Below are 25,182 nucleotides of genomic sequence, written 5' to 3' on the forward strand. Positions count from 1 at the left end.
GCCGCGCCGCGTCACCGATGACGCGCCGACGGCTGCGGAGGCGCTGACCTGGCGTACGAAAGGGATAAAGTCGGTTAAAAGCTCTTGGAATGAGGATCATGGCCGCGCCGACCTTCGTGTACGACGGTGACTGCTCGTTCTGTACCGCCTGTGCCGAGTTCATCGGCCGCCGGATACCGACCAGCGCCCGGCTGGTGCCGTGGCAGTTCGCCGACCTCGACGCCCTGGGTCTCACCGTCGAGCAGTGCGACAAGGCGGTGCAGTGGGTCGGCGAGAACACCGCCGCCGGCCCGGACGCCATCGCCCTTCTGCTGCGCGACGCCGGCCGGATGTGGCGGCTGGCGGGGACCGCGCTGCAGTGGCGGCCGGTGCGGCTCGCGGCCTGGCCGGTGTACCACTGGGTGGCCGAGCATCGCCATCTGCTGCCCGGCGGCACCGCGGCGTGTTCGCTGCCGCAGGCCCAGCGCGAGCTGCCCGGACGAACGCGGTGACGGCGCGGGCGCGTGACGGCGCGGCGACACCGAACCCGCCGCGGGCGCTGCGGGTGGCCATGGGCGCCGTCGCGGCCGTGTGCGTGGCGGTGTCCGTCGCCCACGTGACGCTGGTGTTCCTGCACGTGGCCCCGTCGAACCCGGTCTCCCAGCGCTACGACCGGCAGATCAGGGGGTGGATCTCTCCGCTGTTCGAGCAGAACTGGATGCTCTTCGCCCCGAACCCGAACGCCACCCGCACCCAGATCTTCGCGAGAACCGGGACGATGACGGCGGACGGCGGCGGCGAGGTGAGCGACTGGTTCGACATCAGCGCCGTCGACAAGGCCGACACCCGGCACAACCCTTACCCGAGCCGTACGACACAGCACATGCTCCGCCGGGCCTGGGACTCCTACGTGGCCACGCACGGCGAGGACGAGATCTCCCACGACGCATGGGCACTCACCCGGCAGCGGTATCTGCGCAACATCGCCGTGCGACGGGTCGCCGCGCACAGTTCGCGCCCGTACCAGATGATCCGGCTGAAGTCCGTCACGCAGTGGATCGCGCCCCCGGATACGGGTGGCCCGGCGCCGACCTATTCGACCGAGCCGTATACCAGGCTTCTGCCCTGGTGGAATGTGACACCCGATGGCAGTTGACCAGACTTCCCGCGTACCGCTCACGCCTGACCGGGCAGCTGTCGCGCCGGACGCCACGACCACCGGACGGCTGAGGAGCCACATCGACGGCGCCTACCGTGTTCTGACCGAGCGGCCGCTGTCGCTGTACGCCGCGGCGTTCATGCGCATCGGGTACGGGTTGCTCTACGCCGTCGTTCTCGTCCGGGAGTTCCCGCACCGTCACCAGATCTGGGGCCCGGAGTCGCCGTGGACACCGGCCCTGGCGCGCGAGACGTTCGACCAGACCGGCTGGTTCAGCCTTCTCACCCTGTCCGACAGCCGGCAGTACTTCGAATTCTGCTACGTCGTGGCGCTGCTGACGGCCGTCCTGTTCACGCTCGGCTGGCGGACCCGGGCGGTGTCGGTCCTGTTCGCGATCGTGGTCGCGTCGTTCTACGGCCGGAACGTGCTGATCGGCGACGGTGGAGACAACCTGGCGCTCCTCATGGCCGTCTACCTGGTCTTCACCGCGTGCGGCCGGCGCTGGTCCCTCGACGCGCGCCGGGCCCGGCGGCGTGCGCCGGTGGCGTCCCGGCCGGCCGGCGCGCAACCCTCGGGCCGGTGGGCGGCGGCCGGCATCGCCCGGCGGTTCACGGCGACGGTCCTGCACAACTGCGCCATGCTGGTGATCATGGCCCAGATGTGCATCCTCTACGGGGCGGCGGGCCTCTACAAGGTGCAGGGCGACCTGTGGGCCAATGGGACCGCCCTGCACTACGTGCTCCATTCGGACCTGTTCCGGCCGTGGCCCGCGCTGTCGGACTTCGTGGACGACCATCAGCTCATGGTCGGCGTCGCCAGCTACCTCTCCGTGCTGGTGCAGGTCGCGTTCCCGTTCACCCTGTTCAGCAAGGTGAAGTACGTCGTCCTGGCCATCCTGGTCGGCATGCATCTGGGCATCGCCGTCCTCCTGGGACTGCCCGTCTTCTCGGGCGTGATGATCCTCGGGGACGCGGTGTTCCTGCCCGACCGGTTCTTCCGGTCGGTCCCCCGGCTCTGGCGCGCCCTGCGCGCACGGCGGCGCGGGCCGGGCACACCGGCGCTGACCACGCCCTGAAACCCACCCCCCGGAGAAGCCGGAGCCGCGAGGCCGGCGCCGCCGAAGCGGACGCCGGACCCGCGGCTGCGTGCCGGGGAGAAACGCGTTACTTGCGTTTCTTGGGCAGATCGAACTGATCGGCGGCACGGCAGTCGGCGCGGTTGCCGACCGCGGCCGGGCCCAGGGCGGCGAGCGCCTCGCGGGCCCGCGACCGGCCGAGGTTCCACGCGTACCACGGGTCGGGTTCCTTGAGATCCTCGGCGATCCAGCTCAGCGTGCACCGGCGCACCGGGTCGGGCAGGCGGGTCAGCGCCGGCGTCGCGTCGGCGGAGAGCGCCCGCAGGTACCAGGCGTCGATCTTGCCGGTGTCGCGGTAGCGGACAGCGTTGCGGCTGGCCACATAACCCTCGGGGTCCAGCACCGCGAGGCCGAGCAGCATCACCACGGCGAGACCGACGGTGGTCCCCGGGATCCAGCGGCCCCGCCACTTGACACCGGCCACCGCGATCAGCACGAAGATGGTCCCGAGAAGCATCTCGGACGCCATCACGAAGATGCGCTCACCGGTGAAGCTGTAGACCCTCTGGTAGGCCCACATGCGCGTCAGCGCCGACGCCACGATGACGACGCTCAACCCGCAGAGCAGGCCGAGCAGGACGCGCAGCGCGAGCCGCTCAGCCGGCTCCTCCCGCCGGGCCCAGCGGGCCAGGGCGGCGAGCACCGCCAGCGACAGCAGCGTGACGGCGACCAGTTGCCAGAAGCCGCTGCGGGCGTACTCCGCGTAACTGAGCCCGGCCGTCTTCAGCACGTGCCGGTGGCCGCCGAACAGCACGGTGAACTGCACGGCCACGAAACCACCGAAGAGCAGCACCAGCGCGGCGCAGGCGGGCGCCCATTCGACCAGCCCGAACCGGCCCCGGCCCTCGGTGTCCAGGCTGGACGTCGTCGGCGGCGCCGACAGCGTGTAGATGCCGGACACCGCGATCAGACCGCCGGCCACGGCCAGGAAGATCCACTGGAACGCCGAGCCGACGTCGAGGTCGGGCACGGCCCTGTCGAGGAACGTCGAGAACGCGACGTCGGCCGAGGACAGCAGCGCGCCGAAGACGAGCAGGACCACGACCGTGAGGCCGGCCGAGAAGACGACCCGCCGGGCCATTCCCGGGTTCCGGCTCGCCCGCAGGTGTTTGCGGACCCACGGGATGCCGCGGAACGCCGCGTACGGGGCCGCCACCAGGCTGAACAGGATGGACCGGACCTGCTTGCCGCCCACGATGGCCAGCGCCGCGCATCCGAACGCGCCGAGGACACTGAACGTCACCAGCCACCAGGCGTTCCGGAACGCGGGGACGAGGAGCAGGGCGAGCGCGGCCGCCGCCCATCCGGAGCGGATCCACCGCTCGGAGCGCGACAGGTCCGCGGAACGCCGGACCGCGCCCACGACGCCGAGCGTCAGCGCGAGCCAGCCGAGGAACCAGCCGATGCCCACCCGGTCCAGCGGCAGGAAGACCACGAAGCCGAGCGCGCCGGCGAGCACGCCGGCCGGGACGGCACGGCTCTGCGCCTTCGCCGGGCCGGGCCAGTGCTTCTCGCGGAACTTCTGCCACGCGGTCGGCTGCTGCTGGTACACCCCACCGTACGGGCGGACCCCGAGCGGCGGCGGGGCCGGTCGAGGGTCGTCCGGGACAGGCTGGTGCCGCGCCGCGGGGTGCGCGGCCGGGACCGGTGCCACCCGTGGCGGAGCCTGCGCCGGCGCCGCGGCGGCAGGCCCCTCGCGCCGGCCGGCCGGTGGGACGCCGGGTCCACTCGCCGCGGGCGCGCCGGACGGCCACGGGTGGCCGGCGGGCACAGCCGCGGCCGCGGTCTTCACCTCGGCTTCCGGCGCGGCCTTCTCGCTGCCGGCCGGGCCGGCGGTGGCCGGCGGGGCGGAAGCAGGCGACGCGGCCGGCTTGGCGGCGGCCTGCGGTACCGACGGCAGGGCGGAAGCAGGCGACGCGGCCGGCTTGGCGGCGGCCTGGGATACCGCCGGCAGGGCGGAAGCAGGCGACGCGGCCGGCTTGGCGGCGGCCTGCGGTACCGACGGCTGGGCGGGAGCCGGTGGAGCGGTGGTCGACGACGGCGCAGGTGACTGCACCGGGATCATCGGGAGGAACACCGCGTAACCCCGCGTGCCAGAGGGAATCTGGACGGGGATCGCCCACGCCGGCTCGCCGTCCGGCCCTGGCCAGACCATCGACGGGACCGCATCGGCCGGCGGCATGACCAGCAGTTGGGGTGCCGGTGCGGGAACCGCGGTGACGTCGGGGGTCGGGCCCGCCGCCACGGGCCGTGCCGTGTCCGCCGGATCTCGTTGCTCTGGTGGCAGGTCGGCCACAGAAGCCTCCTCGGTTACTTGGTTCGCACACTGTAGGGCGAATGCGCCTCGATTTCTACGCTGGGACGGGTCCGTACCGCCGCGACGATCGAGCATTGGCAGAAATCCGGGATAGCCGACCGGCGGATCCGTCGCGTAGCGGGCCGAATCGGGCAGGCGCGGCGGGCTGAACCGAGCGGACGCGGGCATCCGCGCGGCCGCGGCTGTCAGGTGAGAAGCCGCTGCTCCGCCTGGTCGGCCTGGTCGATGAAGAGCGCGGCGCCGCAGGAGGCGAACAGCGCCCGGGCCCGGTCCAGCTCCTGCCGCGCCCGGATGACGCCGCCGTCCGCCGCGAGCGCGGTCGCCGCGTGCAGGTGCGCTCGCCCGGCCAGCAGCCGATCGATCAGGCGCTCGGCGCTGACGGCCGTGCCGGCGTTCAGCGCCAGCACCGACAGGATCGCCTGGCGCCGCAGCCCGGGCACCGGCCGGACCTCGTCGCCGACGTGGACGTCCACCGTGCCGAGAAGGCGAACCCGTACACGCTCCCCTCGAAGCGAGGGGAATCCCTCGGCATCGTCCGGACCGTCACCGTGCAGAAGAGCGCGCCGGAGCGGGACGCCTGGTACCTCGAGTACGTCCAGGTCCACGACGAGTCCGAGGGCAGGGTCTACGTCTGCCCGGTCAACCGGTGGTTCGGGCAGACCGACTCGATCCAGCACCGGTTCACCTGTTCCTGACACACCGGAGGGCCGGGACACCGGCGGACGTCCCGGCCCTCCGGCAATCCTTGATCGGGTCACGCGCGACCGCGTGGCGAAGAAATCCGCGTACGGAGGGAACCGGCGGGCGCCGCCGGGGTTGATGAAGGGTATGAGCCACTCGTCCCCCGCCTCGGAGGCCGTCTCCGCACTCTTCCGCTCCCGCTATGCACGGTTGGTCGGCGTGGTCGCGCTGGTCTCCGGCAGCAGAGCGGAGGCGGAGGACTGCGTGCAGGACGCGTTCCTCAAGGCCTTCGACCGGTGGGACCACGTGTCGCGGCTGGAGTCGCCCGAGGCGTGGGTCCGGACGGTGGCTCTGCGGCTGTCGTCGAACCGGCGGCGCAAGGCCCGCAACATGTTCAAGGCGCTCACCCGCCACGGGCCACCACGCGACGAGCCGTCGCCGGAGGCCGATCAGGTCGACGTGGCCCGGGCGTTGCGGAGGGTCTCCACCGGCCAGCGGCAGGTCGTCGTCCTGCACTACCTGGTCGGGCTCGGCGTCGACGAGATCGCCCGGGAGCTGCGGGTCGCGCCGGGCACCGTGAAGTCGCGGTTGAGCCGGGCACGCGTCGTCCTCGGTCCCCTGCTGCGTGAGGAGATCTCGCATGTCTGACATCCGGGAACTGCTGGCGGCCGAGGCGGAACGGCGGGAGCCGGCACAGGCGCCGGCGTTCGCCGAACTGCTCACGGCCCGGGCCCGGCGGCGGCGGCGCGGGGCGGCCCTCGGCGTCGTGGCGGCCGTCGCGGCGGTGGTGGGTGGCTCGGCACAGATCGCTGACGACGTCCGGCCGCCGGATCGTCCGGGGATCGTCCGGGAGCCGCTGACGAACGCGCCGGGCGCGACGGTCTCCGGAACGCTGCGGCAGGTCGGCGGGCCGATGGGCACGCAACCCCACGGCGTCGCGGGGACGGTCCATTTCCAGGCGGTGGACGGTTCCGTCCTGTCGGCTGAGGTCGCCGGGGACGGCAGGTTCAGTCTGTCGATCCCGGCGGGCCGGTATCGAGTCACCGGAACACGAGCCGGACACGACACGGCGACCTGCCGCACCCGGGACGATGTCGTCGTGCCGGACGGCGGGCTCGACGGCGTCGACGTCGGCTGCCACGTACGGTGACATCGGGTGCGGTGACATCGGGGCGGGCCGAGCCGGCGCCGGGTGGCGGTTGATCATTAGGCTGGCACCGCCGCCGGGATCAGGGCAGGCCTCGCGGACGGCGATGGGGAGACAGTGGAGCAACGCACGTTCCTCGCGGCCCGCGCCGATCGCTGGGCCCGGGAGCGACCGCTACGGCTGGACCTCGCGCTGACCGGCCTGACCTGGGTGGTCTGCGGGCCGGCGAGCGCCCTGGTCGCGGGCGCCACCGGCCTGACCGTGGCCACTGCCGGCATCGTCGCGCTGGTCTTCCGGCGACGGTTTCCGGCCTTGGTGCTGGGCTGGTCGGCGGCCGCGTTCGCCGTACAACTGCTGGTGGTGCCGATTCCGCTGCCGGGAAACGCCGCTCAGGCGATCGTCGTCTACACGGTCGCCGCGCGGGTGGCCTCGCTGGGCGTACGCCTGCTCGCTCTGGGGTGTGCGGTGGCCGGCAGCCTGGCCGGCGGGTTCCGCTGGAGCACGCCGCCGCAGTATGCGCGCAACGCGCTGGTGATCGGGGTGACGCTGGCGGTCTGTTCGGTGTTGATCTGGGTGATCGGGGAGCTGGTGCGCGGCGGCCGTGCCAACACGCGGGCGCTGTACGAGGCGCGGATCCGCCTGGAGGAGAACCGGCTGCAGGAGGAACGGCTGGCGGCGCAGCGGCGGCGGATGGTGGCGGCCGCGGAGATCCACGACATCGTGGCCCATTCGCTCACGGTCGTGATCGTGCAGGCCGATGCCGGGGAGTACGCCGCCGGGCACGCGCCGGCGTGGGAGCGGGCCGACGCCGGTGCGGTGCTGGCCACCGTCGCGGGCACGGCCCGGACGGCCCTCGCCGAGGTGCGTGGGGTGATCGAGATGCTGCACCAGCCGGAGTCCGCCGGGGAACCGCCCGGTGCCGCCGTGAACCTTGAGGACGTGCGGCGGCTGATCGAGTCGGTGCGGGCCGCCGGGTTGCCGGTCCAGGTCACCGGGATCGACGCCTGGTTCGACGAGATGCCGGCCGCGGTCCGGCTCGCGGTGTTCCGGGCGATCCGCGAGGCGCTGACGAACGTCCTCAAGCACGCCGGCGCCGGCGCCAACGCCTGGCTGACGGTGGAGCGCGGCGGTGACGCCGTCCGGGTGCGTGTGGAGGACGACGGTCCGGGGCCGCCCACGCCCGCGCCGTCCGCGGCGAAGTCCGGCCATGGGTTGAACGGGCTGCGTGAGCGGCTGAGCGAGGTGGACGGTGTGCTGACGGCCGGTCCCCGGCCGGGGCACGGCTTCCTGGTGGAGGTCACGATCCCGGTGGGTGGCCGGTGAGCGGGCCCATCCGGGTGTTCCTGGTCGACGACCAGGAACTGGTGCGCACCGGTTTCGAGCTGATTCTCGGCGCGACGCCCGATCTGCTGGTCGTCGGGTCGGCCGGGGACGCGCGGACGGCGATCGACCGCCTGCGCGCCCCTGAGCTGCGCGCCGACGTCGTGCTCATGGACATTCGCATGCCGGGCATGGACGGCGTCGAGGCCACCCGGCGTCTGATGGCCCTTCCGGATCCGCCGCGAGTGGTCATGCTGACCACCTTCGACGCCGACGACCTGCTGGTCGCGGCGCTGCGGGCGGGCGCGGCGGGCTACCTGCTCAAGGACGCGGGGGCCGCCGAGCTGGTGGCGGCGGTCCGGGCCGCCGCGGCCGGTGACGCGCCGGTGGCGCCCCGCCTGGTGCGCCGGCTGATCGACTCCTTCCTGCTGGCCGCCCCGCCGCCGGAGCCGGCCGCCCGGCCGGCGCCCACTGGCCTGGACCGGCTCACCGCGCGGGAGCGGGAGATCCTGGCCGCGGTCGGTCTGGGACTGACCAACGCGGAGATCGCGGCGCGGCTGTGCGTGGCCGAGTCGACCGTCAAGACCCATCTGGGGTCGGTGCTGCGCAAACTCGAGTTGCGCGACCGGGTGCAGGCGGTCATCGTGGCGCAGACGATCGTCTGAACGCGATCAGCGCGATGCATCCGGCAGTGCCGAGCAGCACGAACAGGCCGCTGTCGCCGGCCAGGTACTCGTTGACCAGCACCGGCCGGTCGGTCGTGATGGCATGGGTGCTCAGCATCGCGAACGAGGCGTTGTGCGCGAAGTGGGCCAGCACCGCCGGCCAGACGCTGCCGGACATCGTCCGGAGCCGGCCGATCAGGAACGAGAAGGCGATCACCGAGCCGGTGAACAGCGGAAGGACCAGCCACCGTGCCCCGTCGGCGTGGTAGTACGGCGTGAACACGATGTACGGCACGTGCCAGGCGGCCCAGACCAGGCCGACGACCAGCATCGCGGCCCGCTCGCCGAGGAAGCCCAGCCGGGGTTGCAGGTAACCGCGCCAGCCGAGTTCCTCGGCGAGGGCCAGCACCGGCCCGGTGACGCACAGCGCGAGCAGGTCGCCGCGCCACGCGCCGTCCGGTGTGGTGAACCGGGCGAAGCCGAGGAGGACCACCGCGCCGACGGCGAGCAGGGAGACGCCCGCGGTCGTGAGGAACGCGAGTGGCCAGGACCGCAGTCCGAGCGAGCCGAGCCCGAGCCGGCGCCAGCCGGCGCGGGAATGGCCCTCCCTGGTCACGACGAGCATCATCAGCAGCACGACGATCGCGGGCGAGATTGCCAGAATCAGTCCTTCCGCGATGGTCGCCGTGGCCGCGGACATCGCCAGGACCAGCACGATGAAGGTGGCCGCGGCAGCACGGCCGGAGAGGTTTGCGAACAACGGAACCTGCTTTCCTGAACGGGGTTCGCCCAGTGTTCGCGGTTCGCGACGCGCTTCCCTCCACCCATGATCGGAAGTTCTCCGCCCGGCGGGCGGCGCCTCAGCCGCCGGTGCTAGCACCGCCGGAGGACGCGGCGGCGTCGCCGTCATCCGGTGCGGGTCGCCCATCGCTCGGTTCCGTGTGGTCCTGCGGCTCCGGGGCGTCTGCCGCTTCCGTCGGGATCGGCGCCTCGGCCGGGTTCTCGTCCTCGGAGGTGACATGGTCGACCTCGTGGCGCCGGGTCGCGACGATCCCGAGGAGGCCGGCGCCGGCGACGAAGATCGACACCTCCCGGTACCTGCCCTGCTGGAACCACAGGGCGGGCAGCCCGACATATCTCACCAGGATCCGTGGGCGAGCCTTCACCGAGGCCAGGGGCATCGGCGTGGAGTCCTCCTGCTCGTTGGCGTCACCTTTGGTCACCAAGGTGCCGTCCGGGTTCCGGCCCACGACACGGTGCATGATCAGGTGGCCGGGTTTATCGGGGTTCTCGGCCAGGATCGGTTGGCCAGGCTCCACGGTGCCTCCCGAGAACGGCTGGGCTACCACGACATCGCCGGGGCGAATTCGCGGCAGCATGGAGCCGGAGGTGACGACCGCGCTGCTCCAGCCGATCACCAACGGCAGGACCGTCCAGAGGACCGTGACGGCGACCGTCGCCAGGACGCCTCGAGCCAGGCTGATCAGGGCGAACCGCACCCACGAGCGGATCCGCGCGCCGCGCGAGGGGTATTCGTCGTCAGCCGGCGCGGCCGCCTCACTGGTCACGTCTTCTTCACTGGCGTGATCAGCCAACGCCGCCGCCTTTTTTCTTGAAGTAGAAAGCTTCCAGACCCTTAAGTCGGACCAAGGCCTACCGAACTAGAGGCTGTCAAACACTGGGACAGGATGTCCCGGTCCAGAAGCAGGGAGCTCCTCTTGTCTAAGGCCGCCGACCGCACCCGCCGCAGCCGCATCTCGGCCGCCCTGATCCCGCTGAGCGTTCTCCTCGGTTCTGCACTTGTCTGGCAATCGACCGAGGCGGCATTCGCCGACCAGACCACCACGTCGACCGACCAGTTCAACGCTGGCAACGTCTCGCTCGACGTTGAGGCAGACCTGGAGGGTGCCAACGTTTTCGGAACCCTGAACAACCTGGAGCCGCACGCCAGCCTGACCGCCCTGGTCCTGCCTCCCACCGGCCCGTACAGCGCCGGCGGGGCGGCCTACGGCGGATCCAAGTGCGTCGAGATCACCAACCGCGCCGGTACCGCGGATATCCGCATGCACGCCGACGTCACTGGCAACCTGGCAACCTACATGTTGTTCAGCGTCGACTACGGCAGCGGCGCCACCGACAACAACTGCGCCAACTACGTCAGCAGCGGCGCCGTCTTCGCCACCAGCAACAACAGCAGCACGATGCTCTCCACCTTCCCCACGAACTGGACCGGCGCCGCCGCCACCCAGTGGGCCGGCGCGGCCAACAACGCCACCCGCTGGTACCGGATCTCCTGGCTGCTGCCTTACGGAACCATGAGCACCGCAGCCGGCGAGACCAGCGACGCCACATTTACTTGGGAAGCCCGCTGACGATCCGCGAGACACCGTTTCGCCCCAGGGCCAGCCGCAGATCCGCGCGGCTGGCCCTGGGCGCGTTGATCGTGCGGCTCAGAGCTTCCGGTGTGCTCCCGATCACCTTGAACTCTAACGGCCAACCCCGTCCGGAGTCGGCGAATCGGCAACCGGCTTCAGCCTCCACCTCATCTTCTCGCCGCGGGCTTCCCGCAAGCCGCCGAATCCTCCAGGCAGGTTTGACACCATGGTCAGAGGATCAACCCGAGCGTCGGGCTCGCCTGATCCGATCGGTCGCGGCGTGATCCGGCCGTAGGTGCGAGGGGGGAACGTGCCGAAACCTCACGAAACCACCGAGCGTCGACTGCGCCGCTTCGTTACTGCGGCGATCATGCCCGTCAGCATCTTGACCAGCCTGGGCCTGGTGTGGCTCTCCACCGAGGGGGCGTTCTCGGACACGAGCACCACCGCTCCGGACTCCTTCACCGCCGCCGGCGGGGTCAACGTGACCACCGACAAGGAGGGGCAGGTGGTGTTCGGCGCCCTGACCGGCCTGATGCCGGACGACACCCTGCTGGCGCTGACCCTGCCGGGTGTCGCCGGCCCGTACGCGGCCTCGACCGCCAGCAACGGCGGATCCAAGTGTGTCCTGGTCTCCTACACCGGGGCGACGGCCAACATCCGGATGTACGCCACGGTCACCGGCACCCTGGCCCCCTACGTTCTCTTCACCGTCGACGTGGGTGGCAGCGCCACCAACAACAACTGCGCCAGCTACGCCACCAGCTCCACCATCTACGGGGCGAGCCCGAACAACAGCGCCTACCTCAACGGTCTGCCGGCCAACTGGGGGGACGCGACGGCGACCCAGTGGTCCAACGTCGCCACCGGAACCTCCCGCTGGTACCGGCTCTCCTGGCTGTTGCCGAAGGGAACGTCGAACGCTTCCGGAGGATTGAGCTCGACAGTGACCTTCACCTGGGAAGCACGGAACGCCTGAGCCGACCGGCCTAGCTGCGTCCCTCCCACGTCAGGGTGAACGTGACGTTGAGGCTGGCGGCGTCGTTGTTGGGCAGCAGCATCCAGAACACCTCGTAGGTACGGGTGGTCCCGGACGCGGCGTTCCACCCGCCGGCGCCGGTGGCGTAGTCGGTGCCGAGTGTCGCGAGTGTCTTGGTGAGGTCCCGCAGACCGGCGGCGTTGTAGCCGGTGCCGTTGTAGTCGTTGGTGGCGGCGGTGAAGTCCGAGCAGTTGGCCGCGGTCCCCGTTCCGGATCGGATCTGGAGGGCCAGGTACGGGGCCAGGCCGGTTCCGGTGATGCCGCCCGCCGGGACGTAGAGGCGCACGAGGGCCGGCAGCGACCCGGTATAGCTGACCCGTACGCATCGCCGCTCGTAACTGCCCGGCGTGGCCCCGGTAGCGGTGATGATCGCACCGGCCGGAGAGTTGGCGCCGAACGTGACGGTGCCGGTGGTGAACGAGTCGCTGGCGGTGCTACTGGTCGACACGTACACGGCCTCCACCGCCGGCAGGCGGATGAGGAGCGGCACCGCCAGGATCGAGACCGCTGCGAACGCGGACGGCAGTCGTTCTCGAAGCCCCCGGAATTCCGGCTCGAACCTGTCGCCGGGCGGCAGCCGGCGTCCCGGCGCGGTCGATGACGCGGCGACCACGGCCAGGGCCGCCAGTGCCGCACCGGTGAGGACGAGTGGCACATACGCTCCCTCACGCACCCACAGCCGGGGCAGCGCGATGTACCGCACCCGCCACCGTGGGAGAGCGCGAACCGCGGTGGCGGGTACCGCGGCGGTGTCCTCCGCCGCGTTGGCGTCGCCCTTGGTGACCAGCGTGCCGTCGGCGTTGTGGCGGATCATCCGGTGCAGGAGCAGCCCGCCGGGCTCGGCCGGATTCTCCACGAGAACCGCCTGGCCGGGATGGAGGCCCGCCGCGTCGACCGGCCGGGCGACGACCAGGTCGCCGGGTCGATAGTGCGGCGCCATCGATCCCGACGTCACCACGACGCTGAACCAGCCGACCGACATCATCAGCGGCCCCAGGGTCGCTGCCAGGAGCAACAGGCACAGCGTCATCCGCGCCGATGCCGTCAGCAGAGACCAGGCCCGGTCCCGGCGGCAGTCCGCCAGCTCGCAACAAAGTAACCGGGTGGTACGCACTGGACAGCCCTTCTCGACCCTTTACGGGTCCGATCGGCATTCCCCGCGATTTGATGAGCGGCGTGCGCATGTCGTCATTTCGCACCTGGCAGGGCCGGTGTCCGAGTCCTTCCAAGATTGCCTTTCGGCCGCCGGGGCGCGGGAATCCCGCTAGGTTCGAGGCGGTGTGATCAAGGTTCGGCGGGAGCCGGCGACGATCCGGCGCGGGTGATCGGCACAGCGGATCCCGGTCGCCGGCGAACTGGTCGGGGGGACCCCAATGTCTCTACCGGAGGGCGTACGTCTCCGTTGGGCCGCGGTTGTCGCTGTGATCGCTCTGGCGGTCGCGACAGTGCCCGGCGCCGCCGCCTACTACAACGCGACGACGTCGAGCGCCGGCAACTCGGTGGCCGCCGCCGCCCCCAGTTTCCGGACGTACCCGCAAGCCGTCCTGAACAACACTCCGCGCTTCTATCACCGCAGTGAAGAGGCACAGTCGGCGGCGGCGACCCTGGCTGCCGACGACACGTCCGTCAACAACCGGGACGGGGTTTTCAACGGGGTCACCAACGGGCCGAAGACATGGTGGAAGTTCGACGAGAACTCCGGCACGAAAGCGGCCGACAGCGGGGGGGCTGCGAACCAGGCCACCCTGACCGGGGGTGCCTCGTGGGCGCCGGACCGGACCGGCGGGTCGGCGGTCGCGATGGACGGCGTCAACGACTATGTGACGGCGACCGCGCAGTCGATCCGCACCGATATCGACTACACGGCCTCGGCGTGGGTGTACCTGACGTCCAAGACCAACCCGGGATTCGCGCTCAGCCAGGGCGGTCGATCGCAGACCGCGTTCGGTTTCGAGTACTTCACGTCGAGCGACTCATGGGCGGTGCGGTTGGCGAAGCTCGATGCCGACGGCGCCGGGGCGGACCGGCTGCAGGCGAGAACCAAAGCCAACGTGCGCGCGTGGACGCATCTGGCCGTCGTTCGGGATGTCACCGGCGGCCAACTGTACTTCTACGTCAACGGACAACTCGAAGACAAGATGGCTTACACGGTGACGTGGAACGCCACCGGCCCGTTGCGCAGTGGACTCTGGAAGGAAAGCGCTCTGGGCTGGCCGTACAACGGGCGCCTCGACGATGTGCGTACCTATCAGCGGGCTCTGACCAGTGCCGAGGTGCGAGGGCTGGCCGACGAGAACAATCCGCAGCCGGCGCTGCGCTGGAGGTTCGAGGACAGCTCGAGCCAGAACTCGGTCCTCGACGCCAGCTCCAACGGCAACACCGGAACCAAGTCCGGTGGCCTGACCTGGACCGCCGACGGGTACCGGCACCAGGCGATGTCCTTCGACGGCACCGATGACCACGTGACCGCGACGGGAACGGTGGTGGACACCCGCGACAGCTTCACCGTCTCGGCCTGGGCGTATCTGACGACGAATCTCACCGGTTACAAGACCGTCGCGGCCATGCTCGGCACGAACAGCAGCACCTTCTGGCTGCGCTCCAACGCCGGCACCAACTGGCAGTTCGCCATGACCGAGTCCGACGCCGTCGCACCGACCACGGCCGTCGCCTCCTCGGCCGTCGCGCCGGTGCTCGGCCAATGGGTCCATCTGACCGGGGTCTACGACGATCCCCGGGACAAGATCTACCTGTATGTCAACGGGGTCGCCACGACGGCGGCCAAGACCGTGGAGTGGGCGGCGGCTCCGGCCGGGCCGTTCACTGTCGGCCGGGCCCGCAACGGCGGCCCCACCTCCACCAACTATTTCACCGGCACCATCGACGACGTACGCCTGTACGACACCGCCTTGACCAGTGCGGAAGTTCAGGCGATCTATCGAGCGCCCACCACCGCCTGGGACTTCGACGAGGGAGTCGGCGACACGACGCAGGACCGGGCCCGGACCACCAATCCCGGAACCCCCAATCCCGGGACCCTGTCACCGGCCACGGCCGGCGCCCAGTTCGGCGCCGCCGGATCGGGCTGGAACTCCTCAGGGTCGGTGACCCTTGACGGCGTCGACGACTACGTCGCCGGAGCCGGACCCGCGTTACGAACCGACCAGAGCTTCACCGCCTCGGTATGGGTCTTCCTGACCGCCAAGACCTCGCCCGCGCACAGCACCGCGCTGAGTCAGGAGGACGCCACCATCAGCGGTTTCTACCTGCAGTACCACAGCATCCTCGACCGGTGGGTGTTCGCCATGGTCAAATCCGACTATTCCGTCTTCTATCAGTCTGTGGGCACCTCCTCTCCCAACGCGGGGCAGTGGTACCACCTGACCGGAGTGTTCGACGGGCAGGCGGACACCATGCGGCTCTACGTCAACGGGGTGGCGCAGGGAGCCGCCGTTCCCAACCCCGACGCCTGGAACGCCACCGGCGCCTTGACCGTGGGGCACGGCCGCTGGGGCGTCCCGGTCGACTACTTCTATGGCAAAGTCGACAACGTCCGCACCTACCAGACCGCGCTCAGCGGTGCCGCCGTCCTCGACCTGTACAACGAGACCCCCCGGGTGCGGTACGAATTCGAGGAGAACGCCGGCACCAGCACGGCCAGCTCCGCCGGATTCACGCAGAGCGCCACCGGCCTGGTCGATGGCGCCGCCTGGACCACGGCCGGCCGGACCGGCAACGCCATCAGCCTCGACGCGGCCACCACCGGCCGGGTCACCACCAGCCAGGTGCTGGACCCCTCCGCGAGCATCACGGTCTCCGCCTGGGCCTACCTCACCGACAAAACGTCCTACCGGACGGTGGTCAGTCAAGACGGCAGCGTGGTCAGCGCATTCCTGTTGGAGTACGTCCCCGGCCCCACGGACCGGTGGGCGATGAGCATGTATCCCACGGACGCCAACGGCACCCCGGACCGGGCGACCTCCACCCTCGCACCCAGCTTGAACACCTGGTACCACCTGACCGGGGTCTACGACGACACCAGCGACCAGCTGCGTCTTTACGTCAACGGCGAACTGGAGGGCACTGCCACCCACTCCACGGACTTCTCCGCGCCAGGCACCTTCGCCATCGGACGGGGCAGATACAACTCCACCGTCGGCCAGTTCTACACCGGCGTCATCGACGGCGTCCGGGCATACCAGCGCCCCCTGTCCGGCGACGAGGTCAAGCGCGCGTACCGGGGACTGAGCTGGGTCATGGCCGAGACCAGCCCGATGAGCGCCGCGATACCCGGGGCCCTGCAGGGCGCTCAGCAGGGTCTCACCGCCAGCACCGCGGTCGGCTACGCCGGGAACACGGCGGCGACCGGGGGCAAGGGAGGCGGTTACAACGACGTGGCGGACGCCACCAACCCCCAGGTCTTCACCATGGAGTGCTGGTTCAAAGCCGACATCGGCGGTATCGGCGGCATCATGGGGTTCTCGGACAGCAAGACCGCCCTCGTCGGCGCCGCCAGCGACCGGAACCTCTACCTCGACACCGGCGGCCGGTTGACGTTCGGCGTCTACACCGGCGGTACCTTCAAGACGGTCCGCTCGACCGGCACCTACACCGACGCGGCCTGGCATCACGTCGCGGCCAGTCTCGGTCCCGCCGGCCTGCAGCTCTGGGTCGATGCCTACCTGGTCGCCTCCGACCCCACCGTCACCACCGCCCAGAACATCAATCCGGGCTACTGGCGGTTCGGCGCGCTCCAGCTCGTGGGCTGGCCCAACGGCAACCCGGCACACGGGTACTTCAACGGCGCCCTCGACGAGATCTCCGTGACCCCGGCGCAACTCAACCAGCAGCAGATCTACTGGCACTATTTCGCCAACCACTGACCGTCGCCAGCCACTGATCCGAGAGGTTCGGTGACGAGGTCTCCGGCCACCGGCGGGGACCTCGTCACGCATGTCCTCAGGCGCGGTCCGACTCCAGCGTGCCGCCGTTGGCGACGTCCTCGCGCTCGATCTCGTCGAACCGGATGCGCACCGAGGCCCTCCGGGCCTTGAGGATGTCGACCGCGGCGGCGGTGACGGCCTCAGCGAACTCACGCCGCTGGTCGAGCGTTCGGCCGGACAGCAGTTCAACGGTGATGTTGGGCATGGACCCTCCTGTTTTCCATAGACGGGAACATTGTCCCGTAACGCGGAACAAGGTCAAGGCCCTTCCATGCATGAACTTCACTGTGTTTCGTGTATTGACAAGGTGTTCCATGTAGCAGAACATCCACGGAAACAAGCCTGTAACCCGCGTCATGCACCGGAGGGAGGGCACGTGACCACGCTCGACTGGTCAGTACTCAGCGGGTACTTCCTGGTTATGGTCGGCATCGGCCTGTGGGCCAAGAGCCGCGTTCACAACATCGCCGACTTCTTCACCGCGAGGGGCATGATCCCCTGGTGGCTGGCCGGAATCTCGCATCACATGTCCGGCTACAGCGCCATCATGTTCGTGGCCTTCGCGGCCGTCGCCTACAACTACGGGCTCGCCATGTACATCTGGTGGGCACTGACGATCGGCATCGGCGTCGGCATCGGCGCCTTCGTCTTCGCGGCCCGCTGGAACCGGCTGCGCTCCAAGCACGGGGTGGCGTCCCCGCTGGAGTACCTGGCCCGCCGGTACAACCTGCCCACCCAGCAGGCGCTGGCCTACAGCGGCGCGCTTCTCAAGGTGGTGGACATCGCGGCCAAGTGGGTGGCCATCGCCATCCTGCTGCGTGGCTTCGCCGGGGTGCCCATCGCCTGGGGCATCCTGATCACCGGAGCCGTCACGCTCGTCTACATCACCGCCGGTGGACTCTGGGCCGACGTGCTCACCGACTTCGGGCAGTTCGTCATCCAGGGTGTCGCCGGCGTCGCCATGTTCTTCGCGTTCCTGGCGCACCTCGGTGGCGTCTCCACCCTGTGGACCATGTGGGACGACCTTCCCGAAGGGCACGGCGATCCGTTCAGCGGGCCGTACACCCTGACCTTCTTCCTGGCGCTGCTGTTCATCAAGACCTTCGAGTACAACGGCGGCATGTGGAACCTGGCGCAGCGCTACATGGCCGCCCCGTCGGGCTCCGCGGCCAAGCGGTCCGCGCTGCTGTCCAGCGGGCTGTGGCTGGTCTGGCCGCTGATCCTGTTCATGCCGATGTTCGCGGCGCCGCTGATCGTTCCGGGCCTGGCCAACCCGGAGCAGGCGTACGTCGAACTGGCGAAAACCCTCCTGCCGCCGGGCGTGATCGGCCTGGTGCTGGCGGGTTTCTTCTCCCACACGATGGCGATGGTGTCCTCGGACGCGAACGTCATCTCGTCGGTGGTCACCCGGGACATCGCCCCGGTGCTGGTGCGCAAGGTGCGCGACCTCAGCGACCGCTCGGCGCTCACGTTCGCCCGGGTCACCACGTTCACGTTCGTGGCGATCAGCATGGTCATCGCGATCAGCACCGAGGGGCAGGGCGTGGTCCTGAAGATCGTGGTCGACCTGGTCGCGGCGACCATGGGGCCGATCTCGATCCCGCTGATGCTCGGGCTGCTGCCCTGGTTCCGGCGGAGCGGGCCGACCGCGGCGCTCGTCTCCTGGGCGGCCGGCCTCGGAGTCTGGGTCGTGGTCAAGTGGATCATGGAGGAGACCAGCCAGACCATGGTGGTCGGGGTTCCGCTGGTCACCTCCCTGGTCCTCTACGTGGCGATCGGCCTGCTCAAGCCGGAACGCACGGCCGAGCGCGACCGCATGATCGATTCACTGGACGCCGATCCGGCCGACGAGGCGAAGCCGGTCCCCACCGCGTGATCCCGCGATGAGCGGCGGGGCCACGATCGTCCCGCCGCTCATCGACACCGCTATGCTGTTTCATGTAGCGACAGATCGTTCTATGTAACGGAATGCTTGGAGTGTTGATGGATTCACGACCCGCCACGGCCCCGGACCAACTGGCGAGCATGGACACCGATCAGCTGCGCCGGCGATTTCTGGTGGAGGACCTGTTCAGTCCGGGTGAGGTGCGGCTGACCTATTCCCACGAGGACCGCCTCGTGGTGGGCGGCGTGGCCGGCGCCGCGGATCTGCCCTGCCCGCCCGGGCTGCGCTCGGAGTACTTCCTGGAGCGCCGCGAGCTGGGCGTCGTCAACATCGGCGGCCCGGGGACGGTGACCGTCGACGGCGTTCGCCACGAGCTGGCCGCCAAGGAGGTCCTCTACGTGGGGCGCGGCGCCCGGCAGGTGAGCTTCGACGGCCGGTTCTATCTGGTCTCCACCCCCGCGCACGCGAGCCACCCCACGGTCAAGGCCACCCTCGACGACGCCGAACCGGTGCGCCTCGGCTCCCAGGACGGCTCCAACGAGCGCACGATCTACAAGTACATCCATCTCAAGGGCATCCAGAGCTGCCAACTCGTGCTCGGTGTCACGGTTCTCGAGCCGGGCAGCATGTGGAACACCATGCCGTGCCACACCCACGAGCGCCGGACCGAGGTCTACTTCTACTTCGATCTGCCCGAGTCCGACCGGGTGGTGCACCTGATGGGCCGGCCCGACGCCACCCGCAATCTCATCGTGGCCCCGGAGCAGGCGGTGATCTCCCCGTACTGGTCGGTGCACTGTGGGTTCGGCACTCGCAGTTACGCCTTCGTCTGGGCGATGGGCGGGGAGAACCAGGCCTACGACGATATGGAGCCGGTCGCGATCGGCGACCTGCGGTGACCGGAGCCGGCCCGTCGATGTTCTCGCTCCAGGGCAGGACCGCCCTGGTCACCGGCTCGCGCAGCGGGATCGGCCGGGCCGTCGCGGTGGCGCTGGCCCGGGCCGGCGCGGATCTGGTGCTGCACGGCCGCACCGACGACCTCGACGACGTGGAGAAAGAGGTCCGCCAGGCCGGTGGCGAGACGACGCGCTGGGCCTTCGACCTGTCCGAAACCACCGCCATCCCCGGCGCGGTCGCGGCCCTGCCCGAGGTGGACATCCTGGTCAACAACGCGGGCATCATCCGGCGGGCACCGGCGGCCGAGCACTCCTTCGACGACTGGCGTTCGGTCCTCGACGTCAACCTGGACGCGGTGTTCCAGTTGAGCCGGGCGATCGGCGTCGGCATGCTGGCCCGCCGCCGCGGGAAGATCATTTCGGTGGCCTCGATGCTGTCGTTCCAGGGCGGGGTGCAGGTTCCCGGATACACCGCCGCCAAGCACGGCCTGGCCGGGCTGACCAAGGCGCTGGCCTGCGAGTGGGCCACGGAAGGGGTGCAGGTCAATGCCGTCGCGCCGGGCTACATCTCGACCGACAACACCACCGCGCTGCGGGCTGATCCGGTCCGGGAGGCGGAGATCAGGTCACGCATCCCGGCCGGGCGGTGGGGCCGGCCGGAGGACGTGGCCGGCGCGGTCGTCTTCCTCGCCTCGGCCGCGGCCGACTACGTCAACGGTCACGTGCTCGCCGTCGACGGCGGATGGCTCGCCCGATAGCCGCTGCTCCGGGTCCCCGGCCCCGCTCCCAGTAGGCTGACTCGGTGGCCAGGGAAGGCAGTTCCATCGACAAGACGCTGGCGGTGCTCGAGGCGCTCGCCGAGCACCACCGCGTCACCGACATCGCGGCGGCGACGGGCGTCTCGAAATCCACCGTGCACCGCATCCTCCAGGCGCTCGTCACGTGGGGGTTCGCCCGCCCGGACGGCCTGGGCAGCTACGAGCCCGGCCCACGGATCCTCACGCTGGCCGGCCGGGTGATGCACCGGTTCGACCCGGCCCGGCAGGCGTCCGGCGCGCTGCTCGCCCTGCGTGAGGCCACCGGCTTCACCACCCACTTCGCGATCCGCAGCGTCGACGAGGCGGTCTATGTCGACAAGCAGGAGGGGCGGCGGCCGTACCAGATGCCGTCGCGGATCGGCATGAGCGTCGCCCTGCACACGACGGCCATCGGCAAGGCGATCCTGGCCGAGCTCAGCGACTCCGAGGTGCTGGCGATCTGCCGGCGCACCGGCCTCCCCCAGCGCACGCCCAACACGCTGACCAGCGAGGAAGACCTGCTGGCCCACCTGGCCCGGGTGCGCGCTCTCGGCTATGCGGTCGACGACGAGGAGAACGAGCCCGGCATCCGCTGCGTGGGCGCGGCGGTCTTCGACCACACCGGGCAGGTGCTCGGGGGCATCTCCGTCTCGACGTTGGCGATGGACATGGAGATGGCCGGGCTGGAGACGCGAGCACCCGAGGTCATCGCCGCGGCCCGGGATGTGTCGGCCGCGCTGGGAGCCACCGCTCCGACCACGCGATAGCACCCGCGCCCGGCCGGAAACATCCACGCTTGCCGATGATGTCGCGCCTCGCTATGTTAATAGAAAATCACAGGCTGCGGAACATCGAGACCTGCTCGTATCGCTACCAGGAGCCGGTTCTAACGGCGACTTCAGCCGATCGGGAAGTGGGTAAGCGAATGCAAAATCTCAGCAGAAGAGGCATCCTGACCCTCGGCGCCGCGCTGGGACTGGCGGGTGTGACGGCCCCGTCCCCGGCGTGGGCGTGGTCGTCCGCCGGCTCCATCGCGGGGACCGACACGGTCACCGACCCGTGGAAAGTCTGGGACGACACCACCGACCCGCTCGTCGCCTCGCTCCTGACGAACGGGCAGGTCCCGGCGGTCAACACCGCGTTCGAGTCGTGGATCGGCAACGGCGACGCGCTGCCCGCCGGCCTGCCCGCCGAGCTCACCGCCTATCTCCAGCGGGTCAACCGGCTGCCGTCGTGGGCCGACCGGACCAGGCTGAACCGCGCCGGCCGGTTCAACCGGCGGATGAGCATGTACCTGTTCCTGCTGTACGGCCTGGGCAGCGGAATCATGAGCACGGTGATCCCGCGGGAGGCGCGCAACGTCTACTGGTCCGAGGGCGGCGCCGTGATGAAGTCGCGCGCGGCCAAGACCTTCACCTACGGCTACGACCTGAGCGCGCCCGACGCCTTCCAGCCCACCGGCCACTTCGTGGTCACCTCCGCCAAGACGCGCCTGACGCACGCCGCGGTGCGCCATCTGCTGCCGCAGTCGCCGCGGTGGCGGGCGGTCACCGACGACCAGGACTTCATCCCGATCAGCAACGGCGACATCCTGGTCACCTTCCACAGCCTCGGCACCTACGTGCACGGCAAGCTGAAGTCCTGGGGCATCCGGATGTCGGCCGCCGAAGAGGACGCCTATCTGCACCAGTGGCAGGTCGCGCTGCATCTGCTGGGGGTGCGCGACGACTTCATCCCGGCGAGCTGGGCCGCCGCGAGACAGCAGTCGGCCTACGTGCTGACGCCGATCATGGCGCCGACCCCGGAGGGCATCGACCTGGCCGACATCCTGCTCGGGCTCACCTCGGAGGTCGACCTCGGTGTCACCCGGGGTTTCCAGCGGGAGTTCGCGCGCTACGTGCTCAGCGACCGGATCGGCGACTGGCTGAAGCTGCCGCGCGACTACCCGTCGCGGACCCTGATCGAGGTCGGCTGGCCGGCGTACGTCGCGTTCCGTGAAGGGCTGTCGCCGATCATCCCCACCGGGTTCTCCCTCTTCGACGGGTTCGTCCGCGGCCTGGCGATGCTCTTCCTCAACAACGGCACGTCGGCGACCTACACCCCGATCACCATCCCGACCGGCAACCGGGCCGGGACGTGACCGCGGGCGCCTAGAGGCTCAGGGCACCGGCCACCAGGGCGGTGACGGTGTCCCGGTGGCCGGGGGTGTCCTGCCAGCGCAGAGCGCGCCCGGCCTCGACCACCACGCCGAACCCCGCGTGCACCAGCAACCGGGCCTGGCGGGGGTCCAGCTCGGGGCGGGCCGCCCGCAGCTGCTGCTCCCAGACGGCGATGTGCTCACGCTGCGCGAGTATCAGGGGCCGCTGCAAGCCGGCCGGCAGTCCCACGATCTCGGCTTCGGCGACGCTGTTGAGCGCGTTGTGCTCGAAGCTGTAGGCGACGTACGCCGCGGTCAGCGCCACCACGGCCTGGCGCGGGCCGGCCGCCTGGTGAAGGCTCCGGTCCACCGCCTGGGCCAGCAGCCCCGCCGCCTGCAGACACGCCGCCACCAGGATGTCGACCTTGCCGGGGTAGTGGCGGTAGATCGCCGACGGGGCGAGCCCCACCGCCTGAGCGATCTGCCCGTTCGTGACGTTGGCGAACCCGTCCCGCGCGAACAACGGGACCGCCGCCGCCAGGATCTCGGCGCGCCGGGTGCGCGGCACCGGCTGGGCGGGCAGTTCGACCAGGCGCGCGCTGCCCGCGGCCGCCGCCGGGTCGGTGGCGGCCACCCGCAGGGCGGCCCCGACCAGCAGGTCCTCGATGCGGCGCTGGGCGATCGAGGTGTGATGCATCGTGATGGACCCGATCGCCCCGAGGGCGGCCACGGCGCGCAGGCGCTCGCCGGGCAGCGGGTGCTCGCGCCGGACCATCTCGGTCACCCGGCTCACGACGTGCCCGAACTTCGCCCGCAACTGCCGCCGGTCCGCGCGCTCCAGGTAACGGGCCTCCCACCGATAGAGGCCACCGGCCGCGCGGTGGGCGACGGTGACCCGGGCGAGAGTGGCGAGCACATCCTTGAGGCCGGCGCCGGGCGGCGAGGAGTCGAGCGCCGCGACGAGCCGGTCCACCATCACGTTGGCGCACTCGGCGAACAGCGCGTACTTGTTCGGGAAGTGCCGGTACAGCGCCGCCGCGCTGATGCCCACGCCGGCGGCGATCTCCTCCATGGACGCCGCGTGGTAACCGCGCCCACTGAAGACCTGACCGGCCGCCTCGACGATCAACTGCTTGCGGTTGTGCGGCCGAGTCGCCGAGGTCGGCCCAGCAGTCATGGTCCCTAGTCAATCACAGCGGGCTATTCGTCCTCGGCGAACACCACCTCGCGCCGCCTGCGGATCGACGGGAGGACGGCGACGGCGAGCGCCGCCACGGCCAGCGCCAGCAGAACCGCCGAGATCGGCCGGGTGACCAGGACCGACGCGTCACCGCGCGAGATGATGAGGGCCCGCCGCAGGTTCTCCTCCAGCAGCGGGCCCAGCACGAAGCCGAGCAGCAGCGGCGCCGGCTCACAGCCGCACTTGATCAGGACGTAGCCGAGGAGCCCGAAGAACGCGATCGCGTAGACGTCGTACGCGTTGAAGTTCAGCGAGTAGGTCCCGATCACGGCGAACAGCACGATCATCGGGAACAGCACCTGGTACGGGATCCGCAGCATCCGCACCCAGATGCCGATCAGCGGCAGGTTCAACAGCACGAGCAGCACGTTGCCGATCCACATCGACGCGATCAGGCCCCAGAACAGCGCCGGCTCGTCGTTGATGACGTTCGGCCCGGGGGTGATGCCGTGCACGATGAACGCCCCGACCATCAGCGCCATCACCGGATGGGCCGGCAGTCCCAGGGTGAGCAGCGGAATGAATGAGGTCTGCGCGGCGGCGTTGTTGGCCGACTCGGGGCCGGCGACGCCCTCGATCGCGCCGTGCCCGAACTCCTGTGGCCGCTTCGAGATCCGTTTCTCGACGGCGTACGAGGTGAACGAGGCCAGCACATGGCCTCCTCCAGGCAGGACGCCGAGCGCGGCGCCGAGGCCGGTGCCCCGCAGGATCGGCCCGACGATCCGGCGCCGGTCCTCCGCGGTCGGCCAGAGGCTGCCCACCGCGCCGACGAGGGCCACGCGGGTCCGCTCGTTCTCCAGGTTGCGCAGGATCTCGGCGATGCCGAACATGCCGACGGCGACCGACACGAAGTCGATGCCGCCGAAGAGCTCACGCTGGCCGAGGGTGAACCGGGGCGTGCCGGTGTAGATGTCCTGCCCGACCGTGCCGAGCAGGACCCCGAGCGCGATCATGGCGAGGGCCTTCAGCGCCGATCCCCGCGCCAGCGTGATCGACACGATCAGGCCGAACAGCACCAGCGAGAAGTACTCGGCGGGGCCGAACCGCAACGCGACATCGGCCAGCGGCGGGGCGGCGACGGCCAGCACGACGGTGGCCACCGTACCGGCGAAGAAGGATCCGACCGCGGCGGCGGCCAGCGCCGGCCCGGCCCGGCCCTGCCGGGCCATCTCGTGCCCGTCGAGCGCGGTGACCGCCGCCGACGACTCACCGGGCAGGTTGATCAGGATGGCCGTGGTCGAGCCGCCGTACTGGGCGCCGTAGTAGATGCCGGCCAGCATGATCAGAGCGGTCACCGGCTCGAAGTTGAACGTGATCGGCAGCAGCATCGCCACCGTCGCCGTCGGCCCGATGCCGGGCAGCACGCCGACCGCCGTCCCGAGCAGCACTCCCAGGAAGCAGTAGAGGACGTTCTGGATCAGGAAGGCGGTCGAGAAGCCCAGCATCAGGTTGTCGAAGAGATCCATG

Annotated in this window: 24 protein-coding genes; 16 read left to right on the plus strand and 8 right to left on the minus strand. The window is 70.4% G+C overall.

Annotated elements, in window-relative coordinates:
- Nucleotides 1-98 precede the first annotated feature (98 nt).
- The 3 genes from QLQ12_RS00165 to QLQ12_RS00175 are packed head-to-tail and all read left to right on the plus strand — an operon-like array spanning nt 99 to nt 2,213.
- On the plus strand, nt 99-491 hold the full coding sequence (locus QLQ12_RS00165) for a thiol-disulfide oxidoreductase DCC family protein (protein ID WP_282756165.1): 393 nt from the start codon (nt 99-101) through the stop codon (nt 489-491).
- Nucleotides 488-1,135 carry a DUF5819 family protein gene (locus QLQ12_RS00170; RefSeq protein WP_282756166.1) on the plus strand — a complete coding sequence of 216 codons (648 nt, stop codon included), beginning with the start codon at nt 488-490 and terminating at the stop codon, nt 1,133-1,135. Before QLQ12_RS00165 ends, QLQ12_RS00170 begins: the two co-directional genes overlap by 4 nt.
- Nucleotides 1,125-2,213, plus strand: a complete 1,089-nt coding sequence (locus QLQ12_RS00175; protein WP_282756168.1) for an HTTM domain-containing protein — start codon at nt 1,125-1,127, stop codon at nt 2,211-2,213. The genes QLQ12_RS00170 and QLQ12_RS00175 overlap by 11 nt, the downstream gene beginning before the upstream one ends.
- 88 nt (nt 2,214-2,301) lie before the next feature.
- On the opposite strand, the gene QLQ12_RS00180 is transcribed toward QLQ12_RS00175, so the two are convergent.
- A complete protein-coding gene (locus QLQ12_RS00180) occupies nt 2,302-4,569 on the minus strand; it encodes a DUF4153 domain-containing protein (RefSeq protein WP_282756170.1) in 2,268 nt (755 codons plus the stop codon).
- Between the two features lie 206 nt (nt 4,570-4,775).
- Complete coding sequence (locus tag QLQ12_RS00185) at nt 4,776-5,063, minus strand: hypothetical protein (RefSeq protein WP_282756172.1); 288 nt, start codon at nt 5,061-5,063, stop codon at nt 4,776-4,778.
- Between QLQ12_RS00185 and QLQ12_RS00190 the strand changes: the two genes are divergently transcribed.
- From QLQ12_RS00190 to QLQ12_RS00210, 5 genes are all read left to right on the plus strand, one after another.
- Nucleotides 5,052-5,285, plus strand: coding sequence for a PLAT/LH2 domain-containing protein (locus QLQ12_RS00190; RefSeq protein ID WP_282756174.1), 234 nt, complete (start codon nt 5,052-5,054; stop codon nt 5,283-5,285). The genes QLQ12_RS00185 and QLQ12_RS00190 overlap by 12 nt on opposite strands.
- Nucleotides 5,286-5,418: 133 nt before the next feature.
- Nucleotides 5,419-5,919 (plus strand): SigE family RNA polymerase sigma factor, encoded by a 501-nt coding sequence (locus QLQ12_RS00195; protein ID WP_282756176.1) that lies wholly within the window; start codon nt 5,419-5,421, stop codon nt 5,917-5,919.
- Nucleotides 5,912-6,421 (plus strand): hypothetical protein, encoded by a 510-nt coding sequence (locus QLQ12_RS00200; RefSeq protein WP_282756178.1) that lies wholly within the window; start codon nt 5,912-5,914, stop codon nt 6,419-6,421. The genes QLQ12_RS00195 and QLQ12_RS00200 overlap by 8 nt, the downstream gene beginning before the upstream one ends.
- A gap of 114 nt (nt 6,422-6,535) precedes the next feature.
- Complete coding sequence (locus QLQ12_RS00205) at nt 6,536-7,741, plus strand: sensor histidine kinase (protein WP_282756180.1); 1,206 nt, start codon at nt 6,536-6,538, stop codon at nt 7,739-7,741.
- A complete protein-coding gene (locus QLQ12_RS00210; RefSeq protein WP_282756182.1) occupies nt 7,738-8,403 on the plus strand; it encodes a response regulator in 666 nt (221 codons plus the stop codon). The genes QLQ12_RS00205 and QLQ12_RS00210 overlap by 4 nt, the downstream gene beginning before the upstream one ends.
- Here QLQ12_RS00210 and QLQ12_RS00215 read toward each other — a convergent pair.
- Both QLQ12_RS00215 and QLQ12_RS00220 read right to left on the minus strand, forming a co-directional pair.
- A complete protein-coding gene (locus tag QLQ12_RS00215; RefSeq protein WP_282756184.1) occupies nt 8,378-9,163 on the minus strand; it encodes a CPBP family intramembrane glutamic endopeptidase in 786 nt (261 codons plus the stop codon). The two genes, QLQ12_RS00210 and QLQ12_RS00215, sit on opposite strands and share 26 nt — an antisense overlap.
- 100 nt (nt 9,164-9,263) lie before the next feature.
- Complete coding sequence (locus QLQ12_RS00220) at nt 9,264-9,998, minus strand: signal peptidase I (RefSeq protein WP_282756185.1); 735 nt, start codon at nt 9,996-9,998, stop codon at nt 9,264-9,266.
- 123 nt (nt 9,999-10,121) lie between these two features.
- Between QLQ12_RS00220 and QLQ12_RS00225 the strand changes: the two genes are divergently transcribed.
- Nucleotides 10,122-10,775: a hypothetical protein gene (locus QLQ12_RS00225; RefSeq protein WP_282756187.1), complete on the plus strand. Its 654-nt coding sequence runs from the start codon at nt 10,122-10,124 to the stop codon at nt 10,773-10,775.
- Between the two features lie 373 nt (nt 10,776-11,148).
- Complete coding sequence (locus QLQ12_RS00230) at nt 11,149-11,757, plus strand: hypothetical protein (RefSeq protein WP_282756189.1); 609 nt, start codon at nt 11,149-11,151, stop codon at nt 11,755-11,757.
- 10 nt (nt 11,758-11,767) lie between these two features.
- On the opposite strand, the gene QLQ12_RS00235 is transcribed toward QLQ12_RS00230, so the two are convergent.
- Nucleotides 11,768-12,832, minus strand: coding sequence for a S24/S26 family peptidase (locus QLQ12_RS00235; RefSeq protein WP_282756191.1), 1,065 nt, complete (start codon nt 12,830-12,832; stop codon nt 11,768-11,770).
- Between the two features lie 406 nt (nt 12,833-13,238).
- Between QLQ12_RS00235 and QLQ12_RS00240 the strand changes: the two genes are divergently transcribed.
- Nucleotides 13,239-16,700 (plus strand): LamG domain-containing protein, encoded by a 3,462-nt coding sequence (locus QLQ12_RS00240; protein ID WP_282756193.1) that lies wholly within the window; start codon nt 13,239-13,241, stop codon nt 16,698-16,700.
- Between the two features lie 76 nt (nt 16,701-16,776).
- Here QLQ12_RS00240 and QLQ12_RS00245 read toward each other — a convergent pair whose 3' ends face one another.
- Nucleotides 16,777-16,965 (minus strand): tautomerase family protein, encoded by a 189-nt coding sequence (locus QLQ12_RS00245; protein WP_282756195.1) that lies wholly within the window; start codon nt 16,963-16,965, stop codon nt 16,777-16,779.
- A 171-nt stretch (nt 16,966-17,136) separates the two neighbouring features.
- Here QLQ12_RS00245 and QLQ12_RS00250 point away from each other — a divergent pair, with 171 nt between their 5' ends.
- From QLQ12_RS00250 to QLQ12_RS00270, 5 genes are all read left to right on the plus strand, one after another.
- A complete protein-coding gene (locus QLQ12_RS00250) occupies nt 17,137-18,636 on the plus strand; it encodes a sodium:solute symporter family protein (RefSeq protein ID WP_282756196.1) in 1,500 nt (499 codons plus the stop codon).
- 107 nt (nt 18,637-18,743) lie between these two features.
- Complete coding sequence (kduI, locus tag QLQ12_RS00255; RefSeq protein ID WP_282756199.1) at nt 18,744-19,544, plus strand: 5-dehydro-4-deoxy-D-glucuronate isomerase; 801 nt, start codon at nt 18,744-18,746, stop codon at nt 19,542-19,544.
- 17 nt (nt 19,545-19,561) lie between these two features.
- Nucleotides 19,562-20,299: an SDR family oxidoreductase gene (locus QLQ12_RS00260; protein WP_282756201.1), complete on the plus strand. Its 738-nt coding sequence runs from the start codon at nt 19,562-19,564 to the stop codon at nt 20,297-20,299.
- Between the two features lie 44 nt (nt 20,300-20,343).
- Entirely contained in the window at nt 20,344-21,105 is a 762-nt protein-coding gene (locus QLQ12_RS00265) for an IclR family transcriptional regulator (RefSeq protein ID WP_282756203.1), read from the plus strand.
- A 158-nt stretch (nt 21,106-21,263) separates the two neighbouring features.
- A complete protein-coding gene (locus tag QLQ12_RS00270) occupies nt 21,264-22,478 on the plus strand; it encodes an oxygenase MpaB family protein (RefSeq protein ID WP_282756204.1) in 1,215 nt (404 codons plus the stop codon).
- 10 nt (nt 22,479-22,488) lie between these two features.
- Here QLQ12_RS00270 and QLQ12_RS00275 read toward each other — a convergent pair whose 3' ends face one another.
- Both QLQ12_RS00275 and QLQ12_RS00280 read right to left on the minus strand, forming a co-directional pair.
- A complete protein-coding gene (locus tag QLQ12_RS00275; RefSeq protein ID WP_282756206.1) occupies nt 22,489-23,652 on the minus strand; it encodes a TetR/AcrR family transcriptional regulator in 1,164 nt (387 codons plus the stop codon).
- A gap of 23 nt (nt 23,653-23,675) precedes the next feature.
- On the minus strand, nt 23,676-25,181 hold the full coding sequence (locus QLQ12_RS00280) for a tripartite tricarboxylate transporter permease (RefSeq protein ID WP_282756208.1): 1,506 nt from the start codon (nt 25,179-25,181) through the stop codon (nt 23,676-23,678).
- Between the last annotated feature and the right edge of the window lies 1 nt (nt 25,182).

This window comes from Actinoplanes sandaracinus, assembly GCF_030009775.1.
GTDB classification, from domain to species: Bacteria; Actinomycetota; Actinomycetes; order Mycobacteriales; family Micromonosporaceae; genus Actinoplanes; species Actinoplanes sandaracinus.